Genomic DNA, 19,740 nt, shown 5'->3' on the forward strand with positions numbered 1-19,740 from the left:
CCCGCGTTCGGACCCTTCGAATGCTCCGAACGCGAGTTACCCTCGGTGCGACGAAGGGAGCACGAGTGGGCGGCGGGCACGCACCGGGAAAGGGACGGCGGGCGACCAGCGAATTCCCCGCGGGCTGGACCGACGAGCAGATCATCGCGGTGATCAAGGACGTCGCGAACGATCCGAGTGAACCTCGGCGCAGACAGCACAACGGCCGCTGGCGCTGCGCGGGCGAGCGGTACGGCGTGCACCTGATCGTGCTGGTCGAGGACAACGGGAACGTCAAAACGGGGTATCCGGTCGCGGGCCCCGGCGTGGTCCGCAATCCCGACACCGCGGCCGATCCGGCAAATCCGACCGTCGCCGACCTCGCCGCCGGCCGCATCAGTTTCTTCGGCGAAAGCCTGCTCGACCAGATCGCCGACCGCGTCGCGCCGGACGTCCTGGCGTTCTACCGGACCTTGCACTGGTCGGGTGAGTGGGAAGAGCTGGCCGACGTCCTCATCGCGCACGCGATGAACGAGAACCTGCGGCTCGGGGTGGACGAGTTCGCCACCCTGGAGAGCCTCTTGAACAGCTTCGAGCTGCCGATCGACGGCTTTCTCTATCTGAACGACCGGGCGCACACCCTGGCCACCTTGCGCCCCTAACTCGCTTCGGCGACTTCAGAGGCTCCGTCCACAGTCGCCCGGAGGACGTCCAGCGGCATTCCGACGGCGTCGGCGATCGCCGCCACCGTGAAGAACGCGGGCGTCGGGATTCGGCCGGTCTCGATCTTCCGGAGCGTCTCCACCGAGATCCCGGCCTCCGCGGCCACTTCGACCATGCTCCGCGACGCCGACGCACGGGCGTCCCGGAGCGCCAGCCCCAGCCGCTCGCCGCGTTCACGCTCTTCGTCCGTCAACGGCACTCGCACCATGGGGCCATCCTAATCTCGTGAGTGGTAATGACGGTTAGAACCGTCATTACCACTCACGAGACCCAACGGCTCCTGGGGTTGCCCACAGCCTGTGGACAACTCTGTGCACAGGTCTGTGGACGGGCGAAAGAAAGGGCCCCGTCGAGTCGAAACTCGACGGGGCCACAATCCCTAGGGGTTTCAGGCGCCAGCGGGCACCGGAAGTGGGAGTCCGGGGACGCTCTGGTCGTTCGGCACCTTGCCGTCGACGAGGAAGTCCTCCACGAGCTTGTCCACACCCGCGTTGCCGCCGGCGTAGATGCCGTGGTCACCCTCGCCGGTCACTGTGATCATCCGCGAGTTGGCGAAGCCGCGGTGCGCACGGGTCGCGCCTTCGATCGGGGTCGCCGGGTCGTTCACCGACTGGACGATCAGCACCGGCGGGACGCCGACACCGTCGAGCTTCGGCAGGTCGACCGGCTTGTTCTTCCAGAAGATGCACGGCTGGATCAGCCAGCCGGCGCCGAGCAGCGGCAGGTCCTTGTCGATCAGCTTCTGCGACTGCCGGATCACGCTGTTCCGGTTGCCGTACCACGGGCCCTCGTTGCAGGGGATGGTCCAGAAGCTGGCGTTGTAGGAGTCGCCGTCGGTCGGGACGAACAGCGGCTGCGGGCCGATGACGCCGTCACCGTCCACCGTCTCCGCCTTGACCTTCTGCGCGGCCGTGGCTTTCTGCTGCTGGGTCGAGGTGCCCTCGGTCAGCGTCTTCAGGTTGACCAGGTAGTCGGCCAGCGCCGGGAAGTTCCGCTTCGAGTAGAGGTACCCCGCGATGGTCGAGTCGAGGGCGTTGGCCGACACCGGGACGCCGTCCACCTCGACCGGGTTCTGCGTCAGCGCGAAGCGGACCTTTTCGTAGGTCTGGCGCGCGGCTTCACCGGTATTGCCGAAGCCGTAGACCTTGTCGTACTTGCCGATCCACGGCAGGAAGTCCTGACGCCAACGGCGCTCGAAGCCGAGCGGCTGACCGTCGAAGGAGTTCTGCCAGGTGGTGGTGAACTCCGTCGACGAGTCGAGCAGGAACTTGCCGGTCCGGGTGGGGAACTGCTGCGCGTAGTGCGCGCCCATCCAGGTGCCCGCCGAGTAGCCGACCCAGTTGATCTTGTCGCGGCCCAGCAGGACACGCAGCAGGTCGATGTCGCGGATGGTCTGCGCGGTGTTGATGAGCGGGCCCAGCTCGCCGGACTTCACCTGGCACGAATCCGCCGCGTACTTGGTGGCGTCCAGGATCAGGTTGAGGTTCGCCCGGCTGCGGTCGCGTGGGTCGAGGTCGGAGCCGGTGCCGATCGCGTTGCCGCAGGTGATGTTGGTGCTCTTGCCGGTGCCGCGCGGGTCGAGACCGATGATCTCCTGGTTCGCGCGCAGCTTCGTCTGGTTACGCAGGCGGGCCGGGAAGTTACGGCCCGGAGCGCCGGGGCCACCCGGGTTCGTGATGACGCTGGCCGTCGCCTTGCCGCTGGTCGCGGCGAGCCGGCTGACGGCGATCGTCAGGTCGATGTTCTCGCCGGGCTTGTACCAGTTGCGCGGAGACCGGTAGGTCGCGCACTCGATGTTCTCGGCCCCCGGAGGCGGCGCGGACGGCAGCTCGCTGGCCGTGCACTTGTGCCAGTCCAGTTTCTGGTCCGCGTACTTCGCCGGAATGTTGGTGGAGTTCAGAGGCTGCTTGGCCGCCTCCGGTCCTGCGAACGCAGGAGTGAACCCGGCCAGCATGGTGCCGGCGACAGCCGGGATCACCACCGCATAGCGGAGTTTCTTCATCCGATGCCCCTTTGGTCTTGCGTGCGAAGTTCCTGTTCGCGACTGCGGGCTATTGATATCCGCTCCGGATGCGGGCGGCAACCGCCCTTCGTCGGAACGACGCTGCTGATCAAATCGATATCCGGCGCGCGTGACCCAGGTGGGGGCGAGGTTCTAGGGTCATCGGGACCAATCGAGGTTACGGGAATGTTAGGTGAGGGCCGATGGCGTCAGGTAAGGCAGACGGGAAGGTGCGGGGCTTTCAGTTCAGCCCCTGGAACCTCCTGCTGATCATCCCGTTGCTGGTGCTGATCACGTCGTTGTTCAATTCGGACGGCCCCCGGCTGTTCGGGATGCCGTTCTTCTACTGGTTCCAATTCGTGTTCGTCGCCGTGGGCGTCCTCTGCACTTGGATCGTCTTCGTGATGACGAAGGACAAGCCGACCAGTGAGCGTCCCGACCGGCTGTCCGTGGACAAGCTCGACGAGGGGGACGTCAAGTGACCAACATCCAGTGGCCCGAACTGATCATCTTCACGATCCTCTTCGCGGTCGTTACCGTCCTCGGCTTCGTCGCCTCGCGCTGGAAGGCCGGCAACACCCTCGACCACCTGGACGAATGGGGCCTCGGCGGCCGCAAGTTCGGCTCGTGGATCACCTGGTTCCTGCTCGGCGGTGACCTCTACACGGCGTACACCTTCGTAGCCGTCCCCGCGCTGATGTTCAGCGCCGGCGCCATGGGCATGTTCGCCCTGCCGTACACGATCATCGTCTATCCCATCGTGTTGATGCCGGCGCTGCGCATGTGGTCGGTCTCCCGCGTCCGCGGTTACGTCACGCCCGCCGACTTCGTCCGCGGCCGGTTCGGTTCGCCGACGCTGGCGCTGCTGATCGCGATCACCGGGATCATCGCGACGATGCCGTACATCGCGCTGCAGCTCGTCGGCCTCGAAGCGGTCCTGCGGACGATGGGCATCAACGGCTCCGGCCTCGTGGGGCACCTGCCGCTGCTGGTCGCCTTCATCATCCTGGCGGTCTACACCTACCAGTCCGGCCTGCGCGCGCCCGCGCTGATCGCGTTCGTCAAGGACATCCTGATCTACCTCGTGATCATCGTGGCGATCATCTACCTGCCCGCGAAGTTCGGTGGCTGGTCGGCGATCTTCGACGCGGCGGACGCGAAGTTCGACAAGACACAGTCCCCGGCGGACGGCATCCTGCTCACCGCCAACAACCAGCTGCAGTACGCCACGCTGGCGCTCGGGTCGGCGCTCGCGCTGTTCCTGTACCCGCACTCGCTCACCAGCGTGCTAGCTTCGCGCGGCCGCAGCGTGATCAAGCGGAACATGGTCGCGCTCCCGGCGTACTCGCTGGTCCTGGGCTTGCTGGCGCTGCTCGGTTATGTGGCGATCAGCGCCTCGGTCAAGCCGATCACCAACAACGCCACCGGCAGGCCGGACACGAACACCGTCGTCCCGGTGCTGTTCGACTCGCAGTTCTCGTCGTGGTTCGCCGGGATCGCGTTCGCCGCGATCGGTATCGGCGCGCTGGTGCCCGCGGCGATCATGTCGATCGCGGCGGCCAACCTGTGGACCCGCAACATCTACAAGGAGTACATCAAGAAGAACGCGACGCCGGGCCAGGAGGCGAAGCAGGCCAAGCTCGCTTCGTTGATCGTGAAGTTCGGCGCGGTGGCGTTCATCCTGTTCATCGACCCGCAATACGCGATCGACCTGCAGCTCATCGGTGGTGTGCTGATCCTGCAGACACTGCCCGCGGTGGCGCTTTCGCTGTACACGCGGTGGTTCCACCGCTGGGGTCTGATCGCCGGCTGGATCGTCGGCATCGGCTGGGGCTTGATCATGCTTTACAACATCCCCAACCCGGCCACCGGCCAAAAGCACTTCGGCGGCTCGGCGCTGTCGATGGGGAACCTGTCGATCTTCGGCTGGCACCCGTTCAGTGGCTCACAGCTGCAGATTTACGTCGGCTTTGTCGCACTGGTGGCGAACCTGCTGGTCGCGGTGATCTTCACGGTGATCGCGCGGCAGCTGAAGGTCTTCAACGGCACGGACTCCACCGAGCCCGAGGACTACCACGCCGACGAGCACGACAAGGATCTCCGCGAGATCGGCGTCCACTAGCTCACGCGCTGGGAAGGGGCCGCGTCCTGCCGGGACGCGGCCTTTCTCATGGCCGCGTCCGCCGCCAGGTAGAGCACGAGACCGTTCAGCAGGTGCCAGACGAAGTGCGTCCCGGCGGGGAAGTTCCCGCAGACGGCGTGGTCGGCCGACCGGAACGAGAGCGACACCCCGAAGACCGCCGCGGTGATGGCGAAGCGTCTCCGATCCGCTCCTTTGAGGACGATCGCGAAGACCACGAGCCCGATCAGCACCGAGACGTACAGCCCGCCGCCGAGCGAGGCGAAGACGGCGGTGAAGGCCAGGAAGACCGGGATGCCCAGCCAGGAAAGCCTGCGGCTGACGCCGTAGAACAAGCGAGGGAACACCGCCGCGTAGTACAGGACGAACACCAGGATGAAGCCGGTGTCGGCGGCCGCGGACCAGCGGGTCGCGAACAGGTGGAAGGCCGTGCTGCCGAGGAACACGAGTCCGACGAGGACGGCGAAGACGCGGCCGTGGGTTTCCTTGGCCTGACGCCAGACGACGATCGCCGCGATCAGGAACGCGAGGTTGCTGAGGCTGTTGAGCGGCTCCTCCCCAATCCCGGGAGCCAGGCGTTCGCAGTACCTGTCGAGGTAAGCCGTCCAGTTCACCCCTCTAGATAACCCTTGCCGGGTGAACTCCCGGTGTTGGCCACTCCCCGCGATCACCTGCTCGCTCGCCTGCGCGAGCCTGACAGGGGGCCTTTGCGCCCTCGCGACACTCCGCCGGAGTTGTCCACACCCCACCACCGTTGTGGACAACTCCGTCCCCCACCCCTCACGAATCCACTCCCCGACACCCCCTCCCGATACGCTGGAGCGGGGCGCGCCCCCCTGGGACGGGTGGGGGATGGGGTTCGCGCGAAGAAGGCCGGTCAGCAGGGGGCGGCGCAGGCCGCGAGGCGCCGGGTCAGGAAGCGGCGTTGCGGTTCCGAGCACGGCAGCGCGAGCGCTCGCCGGTAGTGGCCGGCGGCACGAGCCGGGTCGCCGGCACGCAGCCACAGTGCGCCGAGGACGGCGGGCAGCAGCGTGTAGTCCGGCAGGTCGGCTTCGACGGCTTCGAGTTCGGCGATCCCGGCGGCGGCACCGTCCACCATGGACAGTGCGATCGCGCGGTTCAGCCGCGCCACCGGTGACGGGTGCAGCGCCAGCAGATCGTCGTACAGGCCGACGATCCGGCGCCAGTCCGGCGGCGAAGCCGTGCTGTGGCACAGCGCGATCGCCGCTTCGACGTGGTACACCGACATCTCCGGCCCGGCGCACGCCCGCTCGAACAGACGCGTTCCCTCGGCGATCATCGCGTGGTCCCAGCGGCCACGGTCCTGCTCCTCGAACAGCAGCAGGTCACCGTCCTGGTCCACGCGCGCGGGAAGCCTGCTCGCCTGCAACAACATCAACGCGACCAGCGCCCGCACCCTCGGCTGATCCGTCTTCGGCTCGGCGAGCAGCAACCGTCCGAGCCGGATCGCCTCCCCGCACAACTCACCGCGGACAGCGACCTCTCCCGTCGTCGCGTCGTAGCCCTCGTTGAACAGCAGATAGAGGACGGCCAGCACACTGTCCACTCTGGACTCCAGCGCGTCCGGCCCTGGCAGTGTGAGCGGTTTCCCGGACTCCCGCAGCCACTTCTTCGCCCGTACGAGCCGCTGCGCGACCGTCGCCGGTTTCGCCAGCAACGCGGCCGCGATCTCGTTCACCCCGAGCCCGCCGACGGTCTTCAACGTCAACGCCACCTGCGAAACCGTCGGCAGCGCGGGATGACAGCACAGCAGCATCAACACGAGTTCGTCGTCGGTACGCCGATCGACTTCGAAACCGTCGAGCTCCACGAGCCGAGGAAGCAGGGTCCGCAAGGTTCGTTCCCGCCGGACGACGTCCATCGCCCGGTTCCGCGCGGCGTGGAACAGCCAGCCCCGCGGATTGTCCGGCACCCCGCACTGCGGCCAGCTGCGCAATGCCTGCTCGAGTGCGTCCGAGACGGCTTCCTCGGCGAGATCCAGTCGCTCGGGGCCGAGTGCCCTGGCCAGCGTGGCGACGATCCGCCCGGCACTGTGCCGGAACAGATGCTCCACCACGCCGGCCGGGCGGCTCATGACGGCCTGAGGCGGCTCGGCATCAGTCAGTCCTCGCAACCGCGTTCGCCCACCTTGCGCACTTCGATCGGCCCGAACTCCAGATGCGGATGCGTCGCGAAGATCTTCTCCGCCTGGTCGAGGTCCTCGGCCTCGATCACCTGGTAGCCACCGACGATCTCGGTGGCCTCGGTGTGCGGTCCGTCGGTCGCGCCGACTTCGCCACCGGAAGCGCGCAGCACCCGACCGCTCTTCGACAGCCCGCCGCCGCCGACGAAGCGGCCCTCCTTCGTGCGCTCGTCCGCCCAAGCCAGGTAGCGCTCGAGTACGCGTTGTGCTTCGCCGGGACCGAGGTGGTCGTGCGAGTCCTTCGTGGCCCGGATGAATCCGATGTACTGGGGCATGGTGTCCTCCCTGGGATCGATGGTCCCTAGACGAACGAGCCCGCCGCAAATCGACACTGCCCGCGAGGACGGCGGCTCACAACTCCAGTCGCCACGTCTGCCCGGTCAGCTCGTAGCCGAAGCCGGGGATCGTCTCCTCCCCGGCGAGCCGGAAACCGGCCTTCTGATAGATCGCCCTCGCCGCGTCCAGCAACGAGACCGTCCAGAGCTCCATCGCCGCGTAGCCGGACGCCCTCGCGAACTCGACGCATTCGGTGACCAGGCGTTTCCCGACCCCACGCCCGCGGGCGGCCGGTTCGAGCAGCAGCAGCCGCAGCTTCGCCGTGCGCCCGTCTTCGGCGGGCATGCAGAAGACGCTGCCGACCCGCTCTCCGTCGAGTTCCGCGATCCACCCGGCCTGGCGAGGGTCGCCACGACGGTCGGCGTAGTCCGCGACGACCCGGGCGACGAGTGCTTCGAAACGTTCGTCCCACCCGTACTCGCGGGAGTAGAGGGCACCGTGGCGGTGGACGACCCAGCCGAAGTCGCCGGGCCGGGGCGGGCGCAGCACCAGCGTGGGATCCGATCGGCGTGCACCGACCAGCGAGGTGATCGTGCCCATCGCGCCGAGCAGCCGCTCCTGCTCGTCGTCGCCGAAGCGGCCGAGCAGCGAACCGATCCGATCGACCGAGCGCGCGTCGAGGACGGCGAAGGCTTTCCGGCCGTCTTCGGTCAGCTTGACGACCTGGCGACGGGCGTCCTCGTCGCTGCGTTCGCGGGTGAGGAGACCGCGCCCTTCGAGCCTGACGAGCAGTCTGCTCGCGTACCCGGCGTCGAGGTCGAGGCGTTTGCGCAGGTCGGTGACCTGAGTCGAGTCCTGCTGTGCGAGTTCGAAGAGAACCCTGGCCTCGCTCAGGGAGTACTCGGCGTCGGCCGGTCCTTCGTCGAGGACGCCGATCACGCCGGTGTACAGGCGGTTGAACGCCCGGACGGTCGCCACCCGGTCCGCGGATCCAGTCATTTGACCACCTCAACAGATTCGTTGACTTGGTCAAAGATTACCGCGCAAAGCGGGGATGACAAGAAGTTCACCGGAACGGGTCCGGACATATGGAAACCCCGTGATGCTGCCAGGTCGGGGGTCCGCCAGCATCACGGGGTCGTAATGGGTATCGACGCTGCTTTCCGCGGCGTTACACCCCACGCACTATGTGTCGTAGGTCACTCGAATGGGCGACACTCACAACGGTGTTGGTCGGATCAGCGCATGTGCGTGTGACGCGCCTGGGAGATAGCGATGAGCTCCTGACGAACGGTCGCGGTGGCCGCGGTGTCGATCGCCCGGTTCAGGGCCCGGCGAGTGCGAGCCTCGGCGCGACGGGCACGGAGCTTGGCGGCGATGTTGTTCATCGGTTTAAGTCATCCCCTTGAGGGTCTTGTGTCTTCGTGGCTGTGCACCTAGTATGCGCCTTTTTTCACAAGAACACCAACGATTATCCGGTGACTTGGCACACTTGCCGATGAATCGTCGGCAACGGCAGAGGAAATCCGGAGGGATTTGGTGTCGCCGGTCACTTCTTGGTAACGCTACGGATCTCTGGTGTTTGCGCGATACGGCCGCGGACGGCCTGCTGGAGCAAGCAGCGATCAGCGCGGTCGCGGGTGGTCGGCGCCCGGCCGTCGAGTTCACGACGAAATGCGTGACGGTCTCTTCGGGCGCGCCGTCGGCGATGCCGATCGTCGCCTGGAACCGCTGAAATCGCTCGCCGAGGAACTCCTGATTTCGTTGCCTCAAAGGAGTGTCAAGGGCGTGGCACGCGCCGCGCCCACGCACTACCACTCTCTACGCCTTTCTAGTGATAGGGCTAGAGAAGGCCAGAAAGGGTTAGTCCCGGCCGAGCAGGTAGTGGCCGAAGTGCGGGACGGTGAAGGCGATGTGCCCGCGCTCGGCGGAGTACACCAGCCCCTTCTTCATCAGGCTGTCCCGCGCGGGAGACAGCGAAGACGGCTTCCGCCCCAGGTAGACGGCCACATCGGCGGTGCCGGCCGGCTCGTCCCGGCCTTGGGTCAACTCGGCCATCGCGAGCAGGTACTCCCGTTCGGCGGGCGTCGCGCGCTCATAGCGTGAGCCGAAGAAGCCGACAGCGAGTTCCGATTCGGCTTCCGGCGCGGCGACCTGGACGTCCTTCACGGTGATCGGATCGGCCGGAGCCGCGTCCCAGGCGGCCTTGCCGTAGGCCTGGATGAAGTACGGATAGCCGCCGGACGCGTCGAACAGCGCGTCCAAGGCCTCCGGCTCGATCCCCGCGTCTTCGCGTTCGATGGGTGCCATCACCGCGAGGTCGGCGTCTTCGCGTTCGAGCCTGTCGATGCGCGCGTAGCGGAAAAGGCGTTCCGAGTACGACTTCGACGCCGAAAGGACGGCGGGTACGTGCGGCAGTCCCGCACCGACCACGACCAGCGGAGCCCCGGACTGTGAGAGCTCGTGGCAGGCGGCGCAGAGCGCGGAGACGTCCTCGGGGAGCAGATCCTGGATCTCGTCGATCAGCAGCGCGACGCCGGTGCCGACATCGGCCGCCAGCTCCGCGACCTCGGTGAACAGCTCGACCAGGTCGATCTCGATGTCGCCGGAATCGGCGCGGCCCTGTGCGGCCGGCACGTCGATGCCGGGTTGCCAGCGGTCACGGAGTTTGGCGTCCGGTTTGTTGGCGCGCAGCGCGAACGCCTTGAGCACGCCCAGCACCTGCTCGACCCGGTCCGGCGCGCGGTGGCGCACGGCGATATCGCGGATCGCGCGGTGCAACGCGGCCGAGAGCGGCCGCCGGAGTTCGGTGTCGGGACGGGCTTCGATCTTGCCCGCGCCCCAGCCGTGCTTGATGGCCTTCGAGCGCAGTTCGCCCAGCAGCACGGTCTTCCCCACGCCGCGCAAGCCGGTGAGCATGAGGCTGCGTTCCGGTCTCCCGCGCGCCACCCGTTCGAGGACGACCTCGAAGGCCTGCAGTTCACGCACACGACCGGCCAGCTCGGGCGGCCGTTGACCGGCGCCCGGCGCGAAGGGGTTGCGGATGGGATCCACTCTCACACGCTATCGGCGTTTCTAGCGTGGAGCCGATATTCGGCGATAGAGGGATAGGCGTGTCGCGGCGGGTTACTCCGCGTGGACGGGTCTGCAGCCCCGTCCACGCGTTCTTACTCACTCAGGTTGCGCTCGGCGTAGACCGCCATCGCGTCGCGGATGTACTCCGCGGTGCCCGTGCCGTACTTCTCGTCGTACCGGCCGTAGCGCGGGTCGTCGACGTAAAGCTGCCCGAGACCGGCGAAGTAGCCCTTCGACACCGTCCGCACGGCCGGCCGGAGCCATTCGTACAGCCGCCGCGTGATCGCCTGAGCCTCGTCGCCGTCGGCGGGCAGTCCCTTGGCGTGGGCCTCGCCGAACGCGGCCGCGATGTCCTTCTGTTCCTGCTGGTGCGCCTTCTTGTCTTCGGCGCTCAGCGACTTCCACCACCGGTCACCCTGCTTGTAGGCGTCGGCGCCCCAGCGTTCCGTGACCTCCTTCTCGTACCTCGTGTGGTCGAAGCCGTCGAACACTTCCGTTGCCATCAGTTGTTCACCTCTCTCCGTCTTCCTCAAGGTCGTCCTGACCGATTCGATCTGCCGTCCGAGCCGCTGTCGCTCCTGCTCCAGCCACTTCAGGTGGGTGCGCAGCGCCGCTGTGGTGTCCCGCTCCCCTTCGAGCACTTCGCCGATCGCGGGCAGGCTCAGCCCGAGTTCGCGAAGCAGCAGGATCCGTTGCAGCCGCACCAGCGCGTCCTGGTCGTAGTAGCGGTATCCGTTGTTTCCCACCCGGCTCGGTTCGAGCAGCCCGATGTCGCCGTAATGGCGCAGCGTGCGGCTCGTGGTCCCGGCCGAGCGGGCGATGTCCTGGATCGACCACTCCTTCTCGTTCGGCATGTCCACGACGGTAGAGGTTGACGTTGCGTCAAAGTCAATCGAAGTTCACCCGGCTGTGTCATGGTTCCGCCATGAAGACCTTTGCGCTGGTCATGGCCACCGCGCTCACCCTGACCACGGCCGGGGTCGCCGACGCGCACCCGCGCCGCGCCTTCGACATCCAGGCCCATCGCGGCGGGCTCGGCCTCACGGTCGAGAGCACGCTCGCGTCGTTCGGCAAGGGACTGGAACTGGGGGTGAGCACCCTCGAACTCGACCTCCAGATCACCAAGGACGGTCGCGAGGTGATCACTCACGACCGCAAGACGACGCCGTCGAAATGCCGCGACACCGCCCCCGCGACCCCGGGCGACCCGGCGTATCCGTATGTCGGGAAGTACGTGAAGGATCTGACGTTCGCGCAGGTCCGCACGCTGGACTGCGGATCGATCCGGCAGCCCGCCCACCCCGGCCAGACGCTCTCCCCGGGCGCCAAGATGCCGACGCTCGCCGAGCTGTTCCAGCTGGCGCGCGACCATCGCGCCTGGGGGATCAAGTTCAACATCGAGACGAAGGTCGAGGCCGCCGCCCCGCACGAAACGGCGCCGCGTGAACAGTTCGTCCAGCGGGCGGTGCGCGAGATCCTGCGCTCGGGTTTCGCGCACAACGTCACCGTCCAGAGCTTCGACTGGGGAACGCTGATGCGGCTGCGCGAGGTCGCGCCGTGGCTCCCGGTGGTGGCGCTGACCCAGCCGGAATTCCTCCAGGTCGGGAAGCCGGGCAAATCGCCGTGGCTGGGCGGCCTCGACATCGACGACTTCGGCGGCAGCCCCGTCCGCGCGGTGAAGTCGTTCGGCGCGAGCGCGCTCTCGCCGGTGCACGGCAATCCGCAGGGTGGCAAGGTCGGTGACCCGGACTACCGGCCCTTCACGACGAAGGCTCTGGTCACGGAGGCGCACCGGGCGGGGATCAAGGTCGTGCCCTGGACGATCGACGACCCGGCCACGATGCACAAGCTCATCGACGACGGCGTGGACGGCATCATCACCGATTACCCGGACCGGCTGCGGGAGGTCGCGGCGGACCGCGGGTTCAAGCTGCCGAAGGCGTATCCGGCTCGCTAGTCAAATCTAGTGCTTTCTAGTGCCAGAGAAATATTCGTGGATACTCCGTTAGGGCGGTTCGGCGGCCTGGCGGACGGGAAGACTGGGGATAGGTTTGCTGTCCCGGGTCCGGATCCAGAAAGGCTACGACCGTGATTCTCCGCCGCGTCGCACGTCCGCTCCTCGCCGCGATCTTCATCTCCGGCGGGATCGGCGCGCTGAGGGACACCCAGGGCCACGCGAAGGCCGCGGAGCCGTTCCTCACCGAGTCCTTCGACAAGCTGGAAGGCGTGGTGCCGGAATCGGTGCCGCGCGACCCCGCCACCCTGATCCGGATCGACGCCGCGGTGAAGGTCGGCGCGGGGGTCGCGCTCGCCACCGGCAGGGCACCGCGGCTGGCGTCGCTGCTGCTGCTCGGCAGCCTGGTCCCGACGACGCTCGCCGCGCACCGGTTCTGGGAGATCAAGGAACCCGCGGAGCGCCAGCAGCAGCAGATCCAGTTCATCAAGAACGCCGGTCTCGCCGGAGGTCTGTTGCTGGCCGCCGCCGACACCGCGGGCAAGCCGTCGCTCGGCTGGCGCGCCCGCCGGGCCGCGTCGAAGACAGAGAAGCACGCCGAGAAGCTGGCGAAGAAGGCCGAGAAGGCCATCACCAAGTAGGCGGCCTTCGCGTACGACCCGAGAGTGTCATGAGGGGTCTCCATAGGACGAAATTTTTCCTATGGGGACCCCTCATGACGTTTACGGGACCGCGGGGTCACTCCGTGAGGGCGGCGATGTCCTCTTCCTCGACGATCGTCCGCACCTCGACCTCGATCTCGTCGAACAGCGCGGCGTAGGACTCGGCGAACGAGGTGGCCTCGGCCAGGTCCTTGGCGTTGATCAGCGCGAACCCGCCAATGACCTCCTTGGCCTCGGTGAACGGACCGTCGGTCGCGGTGATCTTCCCGCCGCGCGCCTTGCGGACCTTCGCACCCCTCTCCGACGGGTGCACGCCCTCCGCCGTGATCAAGATGCCCTTTTCGAACGAGTCCTGGACGAACGCGCCGATCTTCTCGATGAACTCCTGGCTCGGGTTCCAGGCTTCCGGGGCGCTCTCGTCGAGCCGGTGCATCATCAGAAACCGCATCGCTGCTCCTCAGTGTCTTGGCGGGGCTGTTTCTACCCCGCCTTCACCGACGCGTCGAGCGGCTCGACGGCGGTTCGACATTTCGTTCAGAAGAAATGTTTCAGCGTTCAGAAAAATGTTCCAGCTGCACAGAAGTTTTTCAGCGGCTCGCGACCTTCTTGTACTGGGCCGTCGCCAGCGGCGCGAAGATCGCGATGATGGCGACGCAGCACAGGATCGCGTACAGCGAAGCGTGCTCGGCGGGCCAGCCCGTCGGTGCCGCGCCGAAGCGGTTCCCGAACAGGTCGCGCGCCGAGTTGATCACCGCGGTGAACGGGTTCCAGTCGGCGATCGTCTTCAGTACGCCCGGCAGTTTGTCCGCCGGGACGAACGCGGTCGAGATGAAGCTCAGCGGGAACATCCACATCAGCCCGGCGCTCTGCGCGACCTCGACGCTGCGCGCGACGAGCCCGATCCACGCGCCGACCCAGGACAGCGCCCAGGCGAACATCAGCATCACCAGGTAGCCGAGCACGGCGTCGAGGAAGCTACCGCGGATCCGCCAGCCGACGAGCAGACCGCACAGTGACATGACGACCAGTGCCACCACGCTGATCACCAGATCCGAGGTCGTCCGGCCGAAGATCACCGCCAGCCGGGAGATCGGCAGCGACCGGAACCGGTCGATGATGCCCTTCTGCAGGTCGTTCGCGAACCCGATCACGGTGAACGCCGAGTTGAACGCGACCGTCTGCGCGAAGATGCCGGCGATCAGGAACTCGCGGTAGGCGAGCCCGCCCGCTTCCCCGCCGATCGCGTCACCGAAGACGTAGGCGAACAGCAGCACGAACATGATCGGCTGCAGGGTCGCCGCCATCAGCCAGTCCGGGTTGCGCTGGACGTTCTTCAGGTTCCGCCAGGTGATCACGCCACCGTCGGAAAAGGCTTTGGCGATCGTGCTCACTTCTTGGCCCCCTCATCAGTGGCATGCCCGGTCAGCGACAGGAAGACGTCATCCAGCGTCGGCCGGTGCAGCGCGACGTCCTGAATGGCGACGCCGTGGCCGTCCAGCCGCCGCAGTGCCTCGATCAGCGCCTTCGGGCCGCCCTCGACCAGGACGTCGACCTTGCGGGTGTGCTCGTCGACCGTCGGCGTCCCCGAACCGACCTCGGTGAGCACCTGGGTGGTGATGGCGAGATCGCTCGGATCGGCCACGACCAGTTCCAGCCGCTCGCCGCCGATCTCCTGCTTGAGTTCGTCGGCGGTGCCGCGCGCGATGACCTTTCCCTTGTCGATCACCACGATCGAGTCGGCGAGCTGATCGGCCTCCTCCAGGTACTGCGTGGTCAGCAGGACCGTGGTGCCGTCGGCGACCAGTTCCTTGATGACCTCCCAGGTGTCGATCCGGCCGCGCGGATCGAGCCCGGTGGTCGGTTCGTCGAGAATCACCACGGTCGGCTCGGCGACCAGCGCCCCCGCGAGGTCGAGTCGTCGCCGCATCCCGCCGGAGTACGTCTTGGCGGGCCTGTCGGCCGCGTCCTCCAGCCGGAAGCGCGCGAGCAGTTCACGCGCCCTGGACTTCGCCGCGGCCTTCTTGCTCCCGTACAGCCTGCCGACCATGTACAGGTTCTCGAACCCGGTGAGGTTCTCGTCCACGGCGGCGTACTGCCCGGACAACCCGATCGACCGCCGGACGGCGTCGGGCTGGGCCAGCACGTCGTGCCCGGCCACCTCCGCTTCACCCGAATCCGGGCGTAGCAGCGTGGTCAGGATGCGGACCGTCGTCGTCTTGCCGGCACCGTTCGGCCCCAGCAAGCCCAGCACCTTGCCCGCCGGGATCGACAGATCGACCCCGTCGAGCGCCCGTGTGGACCCGTAGGTCTTGACCAGCGCTTTCGCCTGAACTGCGAACATGCGCACACGCTAGACCCGGGCACCGACAAAAGGCACCCGGGTTTTCCCCGATCCGCTGCGGGCGAACGGCTACTTTTCGAGGATCGCGGTGACGCCCTGTCCGCCCGCCGCGCAGATCGAGATGAGTCCGCGGCCGGATCCCTTCTCGTTCAACAGCTTCGCGAGCGTGGCGACGATACGGCCACCGGTCGCGGCGAACGGGTGCCCGGCGGCCAGCGACGAGCCGTTGACGTTCAGCTTGGCCCGGTCGATGGAACCGAGCGGCTCGTCGAGGCCCAGCTTCTCCTTGGCGAAGGCCGGGTCTTCCCACGCCTTGAGGGTGGCGAGCACCTGAGAGGCGAAGGCCTCGTGGATCTCGTAGAAGTCGAAGTCCTGCAGGGTGACCCCGGCGCGCTCGAGCATCCTCGGGACCGCGTACGCGGGCGCCATCAGCAGCCCTTCGTCACCGTGGACGTAGTCGACGGCCGCGGTCTGCGAGAACGTCAGGTACGCCAGCACCGGCAGCTTCCTGGCCTTCGCCCACTGCTCGGTCGCGAGCAGGACCGTCGACGCGCCGTCCGACAGCGGCGTCGAGTTGCCCGCGGTCATCGTGCCGTCGGGGCCACCGAAGGCGGGCTTCAGCTTCGCGAGCTTCTCGACGCTGGAGTCGGGCCGCAGGTTCTGGTCGCGGACCAGCTTGAGGTACGGCGTCACCAGGTCGTCGAAGAAGCCCTTGTCGTACGCGGCGCCGAGGCGCTGGTGGCTGGTGGCGGCGAGTTCGTCCTGCGCCTCGCGGGTGATTTCCCAGACCTTCGCGGTCAGCGCGGCGTGCTCGCCCATGGAGAGGCCGGTACGCGGCTCGGAGTTGCGCGGGATCTCGGGGACGATGTGGCCGGGACGCAGTTTCGCGGCGAGCTTCAGCCGTTCGGGGAGCGTCTTCGCGGCGTTGAGCTGTACGAGGATCTGACGCAGGTCGTCGTTGACCGCCAGCGGCGCGTCGGACGTGGTGTCGACGCCGCCCGCGATGGCCGAGTCGATCTGGCCGAGGGCGATCTTGTTGGCGACGTTGATGATCGCCTGGAGACCGGTGCCGCACGCCATCTGCACGTCGGAGGCCGGCGTGGCGGGATTCAGCTTGCTGCCGAGGACGCTTTCGCGCGCGAGGTTGAAGTCTCGGGCGTGCTTGAGCACCGCGCCGGCGGCGACCTCACCGATCACCTCGTCCTGCAGGGAGAAGCGGCTGACCAGGCCGTCGAGGGCCGCCGTGAACATATCCTGGTTAGAAGCTTGCGCGTACGGACCGTTCGAGCGGGCGAAGGGGATCCGGTTGCCGCCGATGATCGCGACCTTGCGCACGGGTGCCGTCCTTTTCGTGGCCATTTTTTCCACTCCTCCGTAGGCTCTCTCACACTGTAACCTACTAGCGAGTAGGTTAGACTGCGACGTGATGCAAACTGCACGGGAGGCAAGCGATGGCTGACAGGTACCAGCAGTTCACGAAATCCCCGGTGGGGAAGTTCGTGGTGCCGAAGCTCGGCCTGCCGAATCCCGCGACGCTCCGCCGGTACAAGCCCGGTCAGCCCCCTCTCGAGGGTCCCGCACTTCTGGGCGCCGCGCCGGGCGGCCGGCTCGAAAAGGTGATCGAGGCGCAGCTGCACCGCGCGGGTGTCGAGGCCGTCTCGACGGCGGCCGACAAGCACGCCGCCCTTGTCTTCGACGCGACAGGTGTGAAGGACCCGAAGCAGCTTCGCGAGGTCTACGCCTTCTTCCACCCGGTGATCCGCAGTGTCGGGCCGTCCGGCCGCGTCGTCGTCCTCGGAACGCCGCCGGAGCTGACCAAGGGCCACGAGCGGATCGCCCAGCGCGCGCTCGAAGGCTTCGTCCGCTCCGTCGGTAAGGAATTGAAGCGCGGCGCGACCGCGCAGCTCGTGTACGTCGCCGAAGGTGCCGAAGAAGCCACTGAGTCCACGCTGCGCTTCCTGCTGTCGGCGAAGTCCGCCTTCGTCGACGCCCAGGTCATCCGCGTCGGCACGGAGACCAAGACGGCCTCCGCACCGGCCGACTGGGCGAAGCCGCTCGACGGCAAGGTCGCGCTGGTGACCGGCGCCTCCCGCGGCATCGGCGCCGCCATCGCCGAGGTACTGGGCCGCGACGGCGCCCACGTCGTCGCGCTCGACATCCCCGCGCAGGGTGGCGACCTGTCGAAGGTGGCCAACAAGGTCGGCGGATCGGCGCTGCAACTGGACATCACCGCCGCCGACGCGCCGGACAAACTCGCCGAGTACCTGACCACGCGTCACGGCGGCGTCGACATCGTCGTGCACAACGCCGGCATCACGCGGGACAAGACACTGGGCAACATGACCGAGGGCGGCTGGGACTCGGTCATCGCGGTGAACCTCGCCTCACAGCTCGCGGTGAACGAGAAACTCCTGTCCGACAAGGTGCTGCACGAGAACGGCCGGATCATCGGCGTCTCGTCGATCGCCGGGATCGCGGGCAACGTCGGCCAGACCAACTACGCCACCAGCAAGGCGGGCGTCATCGGCATGGTGAACGACGGCGCGCCGAAGCTCGCCGAATACGGCGGCACGATCAACGCCGTCGCGCCCGGTTTCATCGAGACCAAGATGACCGCCGCCGTTCCGCTGTTCATCCGCGAAGCCGGGCGGCGGCTGTCCAGCCTCGGCCAGGGCGGGCTCCCGGTCGACGTCGCCGAGACCATCGCCTGGTACGCGAACCCGGCTTCGGCCGCCGTCAACGGCAACGTGGTCCGCGTCTGCGGCCAGGCACTGCTGGGGGCGTGATCATGGCGGTCAAGGAACTTCGCGAGACGCCGAGCCTGTCTTCGTTGTACCCCAAGGCTCTGCTCGGCTCGCTGCGCAAGAGCGGTGGGAACGCCCTGCCCGGGACCGAGTTCGTCCGCGAGGGTGTCGTCGTCGACCCGGCGCATCTCGCCGCGTACAACCGGGTGTGCGGCTTCCGGCTGGACGACGTCCTGCCCGCGACGTATCCGCATATGCTCGCGTTCCCGCTGCAGATGGCGCTGATGACCGAACACGACTTCCCGTTCCCGTTGCTGGGCATGGTGCACGTCGCCAACCGGATCACCCAGCACCGGCCGCTGCGGCTCGACGAGTCGTTCACCCTGCGCGTGCGCGCCGAGGATCTGCGCCCGCACGAAAAGGGCAAGCAGTTCGACGTGGTCAGCGAGCTGCTGGTCAACGACAGTCCTGTTTGGACGGACGTCAGCACGTACCTGCGCCGCGGTGGCGGCAGCGGAGAGAAGACGTCACACGGTCAGCTTTCCCAGCCGTCGCCCAGCGCGATCTGGCACGTGCCCGCCGACATCGGCCGTCGCTACGCCGAGGTCTCCGGCGACCGCAACCCGATCCACCTGCACTCGATCACCGCGAAGGCGTTCGGCTTCCCCGCCGCCATCGCGCACGGTATGTGGACGAAGGCGCACGCGCTCGCGGCTTTCGAAGGCAGGCTGCCGGAAGCGTTCACCGTCGACGTCAAGTTCAAGCAGCCGGTGCTGTTGCCGTCGAAAGCGGCGTTCACGACCTGGAGTGAAGGCGGGGGCTGGGCCTTCGAACTCTGGAACGCGCGCAAGCCGAAGCCGCACCTGGAGGGTTCAGTCGTCGCTCTCTGACGGCTTCCAGATCTCGCCCTCGACGAGATCGTTGAACCCGAGCCAGACGAGGTTCATCAGCCACGAGGCGAGGACGCCGTCGGAGACATCGGGGTGGTCGAGCGCCCAGTCGGCCAGCGACTCGGCCGCCCCGACCAGTGCGGCGGACAGGCCGGCGCCGGAGAACTCGGCCTGTTCGCCGAGGCCCTTACGGGTACCGGCGGAGACGACGAGCGCGGCGACCAGCTCGATCGCGCGGGTGCGCATGTCGGTGATCTCCGCGGCGAAGGCGCCGCCGACGGTCATGGCCTGGCGGTGCAGCACCGTCCAGGACTCGCGGTAGTCGGCGACGAACCGGTAGAACGCGCGAAGCCCGTGCCAAAGCTGCATGTCCGGCGGCAGGTCGGGTTTGATCCCGTCCTGCACCGCTTCCAGCAGACGCGTGGCTTCACGGCGGATGCACGCGCCGAAGAGGTCTTCCTTGGACCCGAGGTAGGTGTAGATCATCGGCTTGGACACGCCGGCGACCTCGGAGATCTCGTCCATCGACGCGGAGTGATAGCCGTAGCGCGAGAACACCGAGACCGCTGCGTCCAGGATCTGGCGTTCCCGCACCGCTCTCGGCAACCGCTTGGCGCGTTCGGCAGGACGCGGTACTTCCTCGGACACTCAGGACCTCCCTCTAGTTCCCGTAAGACGCTACCGGGCTGCCACCGGCGAGGATGATTTCGGCACGCTTGCCCGCCTACCTACTGGCGGGTAGCCTTACGCC

Annotated in this window: 22 protein-coding genes; 8 read left to right on the plus strand and 14 right to left on the minus strand. The window is 67.4% G+C overall.

Annotation, left to right across the window (positions count from 1 at the left end):
* Window positions 1-65: 65 nt before the first annotated feature.
* Window positions 66-641, plus strand: a complete 576-nt coding sequence (locus tag ACZ54P_RS02315; protein WP_465459750.1) for an EndoU domain-containing protein — start codon at window positions 66-68, stop codon at window positions 639-641.
* Here the strand turns inward: ACZ54P_RS02315 and ACZ54P_RS02320 are convergent.
* Together ACZ54P_RS02320 and ACZ54P_RS02325 are read right to left on the minus strand one after the other, a co-directional pair.
* On the minus strand, window positions 638-910 hold the full coding sequence (locus tag ACZ54P_RS02320; RefSeq protein WP_465459751.1) for a helix-turn-helix transcriptional regulator: 273 nt from the start codon (window positions 908-910) through the stop codon (window positions 638-640). The two genes, ACZ54P_RS02315 and ACZ54P_RS02320, sit on opposite strands and share 4 nt — an antisense overlap.
* 180 nt (window positions 911-1,090) lie before the next feature.
* The gene (locus ACZ54P_RS02325; protein ID WP_465459752.1) at window positions 1,091-2,704 is read right to left on the minus strand and encodes an alpha/beta hydrolase; all 1,614 of its coding nucleotides are present in this window, start codon (window positions 2,702-2,704) and stop codon (window positions 1,091-1,093) included.
* Between the two features lie 203 nt (window positions 2,705-2,907).
* Here ACZ54P_RS02325 and ACZ54P_RS02330 point away from each other — a divergent pair, with 203 nt between their 5' ends.
* Entirely contained in the window at window positions 2,908-3,186 is a 279-nt protein-coding gene (locus tag ACZ54P_RS02330; RefSeq protein ID WP_465459753.1) for a DUF3311 domain-containing protein, read from the plus strand.
* Window positions 3,183-4,826 carry a monocarboxylate uptake permease MctP gene (gene mctP, locus ACZ54P_RS02335; protein ID WP_465459754.1) on the plus strand — a complete coding sequence of 548 codons (1,644 nt, stop codon included), beginning with the start codon at window positions 3,183-3,185 and terminating at the stop codon, window positions 4,824-4,826. Before ACZ54P_RS02330 ends, mctP begins: the two co-directional genes overlap by 4 nt.
* Here the strand turns inward: mctP and ACZ54P_RS02340 are convergent.
* The 5 genes from ACZ54P_RS02340 to ACZ54P_RS02360 form a co-directional block, all read right to left on the minus strand.
* Window positions 4,823-5,458: a hypothetical protein gene (locus tag ACZ54P_RS02340; RefSeq protein WP_465459755.1), complete on the minus strand. Its 636-nt coding sequence runs from the start codon at window positions 5,456-5,458 to the stop codon at window positions 4,823-4,825. The two genes, mctP and ACZ54P_RS02340, sit on opposite strands and share 4 nt — an antisense overlap.
* A gap of 263 nt (window positions 5,459-5,721) precedes the next feature.
* Window positions 5,722-6,978, minus strand: coding sequence for an RNA polymerase sigma factor (locus ACZ54P_RS02345; protein ID WP_465459756.1), 1,257 nt, complete (start codon window positions 6,976-6,978; stop codon window positions 5,722-5,724).
* The gene (locus ACZ54P_RS02350) at window positions 6,966-7,322 is read right to left on the minus strand and encodes a YciI family protein (protein WP_465459757.1); all 357 of its coding nucleotides are present in this window, start codon (window positions 7,320-7,322) and stop codon (window positions 6,966-6,968) included. The genes ACZ54P_RS02345 and ACZ54P_RS02350 overlap by 13 nt, the downstream gene beginning before the upstream one ends.
* A gap of 76 nt (window positions 7,323-7,398) precedes the next feature.
* On the minus strand, window positions 7,399-8,322 hold the full coding sequence (locus ACZ54P_RS02355; protein WP_465459758.1) for a bifunctional helix-turn-helix transcriptional regulator/GNAT family N-acetyltransferase: 924 nt from the start codon (window positions 8,320-8,322) through the stop codon (window positions 7,399-7,401).
* 239 nt (window positions 8,323-8,561) lie between these two features.
* On the minus strand, window positions 8,562-8,711 hold the full coding sequence (locus ACZ54P_RS02360; RefSeq protein ID WP_007032374.1) for a hypothetical protein: 150 nt from the start codon (window positions 8,709-8,711) through the stop codon (window positions 8,562-8,564).
* A 194-nt stretch (window positions 8,712-8,905) separates the two neighbouring features.
* Here ACZ54P_RS02360 and ACZ54P_RS02365 point away from each other — a divergent pair, with 194 nt between their 5' ends.
* The gene (locus tag ACZ54P_RS02365) at window positions 8,906-9,058 is read left to right on the plus strand and encodes a hypothetical protein (protein WP_465459759.1); all 153 of its coding nucleotides are present in this window, start codon (window positions 8,906-8,908) and stop codon (window positions 9,056-9,058) included.
* A gap of 128 nt (window positions 9,059-9,186) precedes the next feature.
* Here the strand turns inward: ACZ54P_RS02365 and ACZ54P_RS02370 are convergent, their stop codons facing one another.
* Entirely contained in the window at window positions 9,187-10,377 is a 1,191-nt protein-coding gene (locus ACZ54P_RS02370; RefSeq protein ID WP_465459760.1) for an AAA family ATPase, read from the minus strand.
* A gap of 113 nt (window positions 10,378-10,490) precedes the next feature.
* Window positions 10,491-11,252 (minus strand): MerR family transcriptional regulator, encoded by a 762-nt coding sequence (locus ACZ54P_RS02375; RefSeq protein ID WP_465459761.1) that lies wholly within the window; start codon window positions 11,250-11,252, stop codon window positions 10,491-10,493.
* 71 nt (window positions 11,253-11,323) lie between these two features.
* Here ACZ54P_RS02375 and ACZ54P_RS02380 point away from each other — a divergent pair, with 71 nt between their 5' ends.
* Together ACZ54P_RS02380 and ACZ54P_RS02385 are read left to right on the plus strand one after the other, a co-directional pair.
* Window positions 11,324-12,355, plus strand: coding sequence for a glycerophosphodiester phosphodiesterase family protein (locus ACZ54P_RS02380; RefSeq protein WP_465459762.1), 1,032 nt, complete (start codon window positions 11,324-11,326; stop codon window positions 12,353-12,355).
* A 131-nt stretch (window positions 12,356-12,486) separates the two neighbouring features.
* Window positions 12,487-12,993: a DoxX family membrane protein gene (locus ACZ54P_RS02385; RefSeq protein ID WP_465459763.1), complete on the plus strand. Its 507-nt coding sequence runs from the start codon at window positions 12,487-12,489 to the stop codon at window positions 12,991-12,993.
* A 97-nt stretch (window positions 12,994-13,090) separates the two neighbouring features.
* Here ACZ54P_RS02385 and ACZ54P_RS02390 read toward each other — a convergent pair whose 3' ends face one another.
* The 4 genes from ACZ54P_RS02390 to ACZ54P_RS02405 form a co-directional block, all read right to left on the minus strand.
* Entirely contained in the window at window positions 13,091-13,462 is a 372-nt protein-coding gene (locus tag ACZ54P_RS02390) for a YciI family protein (RefSeq protein ID WP_465459764.1), read from the minus strand.
* A 139-nt stretch (window positions 13,463-13,601) separates the two neighbouring features.
* Window positions 13,602-14,405, minus strand: coding sequence for an ABC transporter permease (locus ACZ54P_RS02395; RefSeq protein WP_465459765.1), 804 nt, complete (start codon window positions 14,403-14,405; stop codon window positions 13,602-13,604).
* Complete coding sequence (locus ACZ54P_RS02400) at window positions 14,402-15,355, minus strand: ATP-binding cassette domain-containing protein (RefSeq protein ID WP_465459766.1); 954 nt, start codon at window positions 15,353-15,355, stop codon at window positions 14,402-14,404. The genes ACZ54P_RS02395 and ACZ54P_RS02400 overlap by 4 nt, the downstream gene beginning before the upstream one ends.
* A 69-nt stretch (window positions 15,356-15,424) precedes the next feature.
* Window positions 15,425-16,714 (minus strand): acetyl-CoA C-acetyltransferase, encoded by a 1,290-nt coding sequence (locus ACZ54P_RS02405; protein ID WP_465459767.1) that lies wholly within the window; start codon window positions 16,712-16,714, stop codon window positions 15,425-15,427.
* 92 nt (window positions 16,715-16,806) lie between these two features.
* Here ACZ54P_RS02405 and ACZ54P_RS02410 point away from each other — a divergent pair, with 92 nt between their 5' ends.
* A complete protein-coding gene (locus ACZ54P_RS02410; RefSeq protein WP_465459768.1) occupies window positions 16,807-18,141 on the plus strand; it encodes a 3-oxoacyl-ACP reductase in 1,335 nt (444 codons plus the stop codon).
* A gap of 2 nt (window positions 18,142-18,143) precedes the next feature.
* Window positions 18,144-18,989, plus strand: a complete 846-nt coding sequence (locus ACZ54P_RS02415) for a MaoC/PaaZ C-terminal domain-containing protein (RefSeq protein WP_465459769.1) — start codon at window positions 18,144-18,146, stop codon at window positions 18,987-18,989.
* Here ACZ54P_RS02415 and ACZ54P_RS02420 read toward each other — a convergent pair.
* Entirely contained in the window at window positions 18,972-19,637 is a 666-nt protein-coding gene (locus ACZ54P_RS02420; protein ID WP_007032385.1) for a TetR/AcrR family transcriptional regulator, read from the minus strand. The genes ACZ54P_RS02415 and ACZ54P_RS02420 overlap by 18 nt on opposite strands.
* Window positions 19,638-19,740 lie beyond the last annotated feature (103 nt).

It is taken from the genome of Amycolatopsis sp. NPDC034160 (genome assembly GCF_055575355.1).

Excerpts from the sequence above, each read along its gene's own strand:
- ACZ54P_RS02355 (WP_465459758.1), bottom strand. The coding sequence starts at position 8,322 with ATGACTGGATCCGCGGACCGGGTGGCGACCGTCCGGGCGTTCAACCGC.
- ACZ54P_RS02320 (WP_465459751.1), bottom strand. The coding sequence starts at position 910 with ATGGTGCGAGTGCCGTTGACGGACGAAGAGCGTGAACGCGGCGAGCGG.
- ACZ54P_RS02375 (WP_465459761.1), bottom strand. The coding sequence starts at position 11,252 with ATGCCGAACGAGAAGGAGTGGTCGATCCAGGACATCGCCCGCTCGGCC.
- ACZ54P_RS02410 (WP_465459768.1), top strand. The coding sequence starts at position 16,807 with ATGGCTGACAGGTACCAGCAGTTCACGAAATCCCCGGTGGGGAAGTTC.
- ACZ54P_RS02405 (WP_465459767.1), bottom strand. The coding sequence starts at position 16,714 with ATGGCCACGAAAAGGACGGCACCCGTGCGCAAGGTCGCGATCATCGGC.
- ACZ54P_RS02360 (WP_007032374.1), bottom strand. The coding sequence starts at position 8,711 with ATGAACAACATCGCCGCCAAGCTCCGTGCCCGTCGCGCCGAGGCTCGC.
- ACZ54P_RS02325 (WP_465459752.1), bottom strand. The coding sequence starts at position 2,704 with ATGAAGAAACTCCGCTATGCGGTGGTGATCCCGGCTGTCGCCGGCACC.
- ACZ54P_RS02380 (WP_465459762.1), top strand. The coding sequence starts at position 11,324 with ATGAAGACCTTTGCGCTGGTCATGGCCACCGCGCTCACCCTGACCACG.
- ACZ54P_RS02330 (WP_465459753.1), top strand. The coding sequence starts at position 2,908 with ATGGCGTCAGGTAAGGCAGACGGGAAGGTGCGGGGCTTTCAGTTCAGC.
- ACZ54P_RS02400 (WP_465459766.1), bottom strand. The coding sequence starts at position 15,355 with ATGTTCGCAGTTCAGGCGAAAGCGCTGGTCAAGACCTACGGGTCCACA.
- ACZ54P_RS02415 (WP_465459769.1), top strand. The coding sequence starts at position 18,144 with ATGGCGGTCAAGGAACTTCGCGAGACGCCGAGCCTGTCTTCGTTGTAC.
- ACZ54P_RS02390 (WP_465459764.1), bottom strand. The coding sequence starts at position 13,462 with ATGCGGTTTCTGATGATGCACCGGCTCGACGAGAGCGCCCCGGAAGCC.
- ACZ54P_RS02350 (WP_465459757.1), bottom strand. The coding sequence starts at position 7,322 with ATGCCCCAGTACATCGGATTCATCCGGGCCACGAAGGACTCGCACGAC.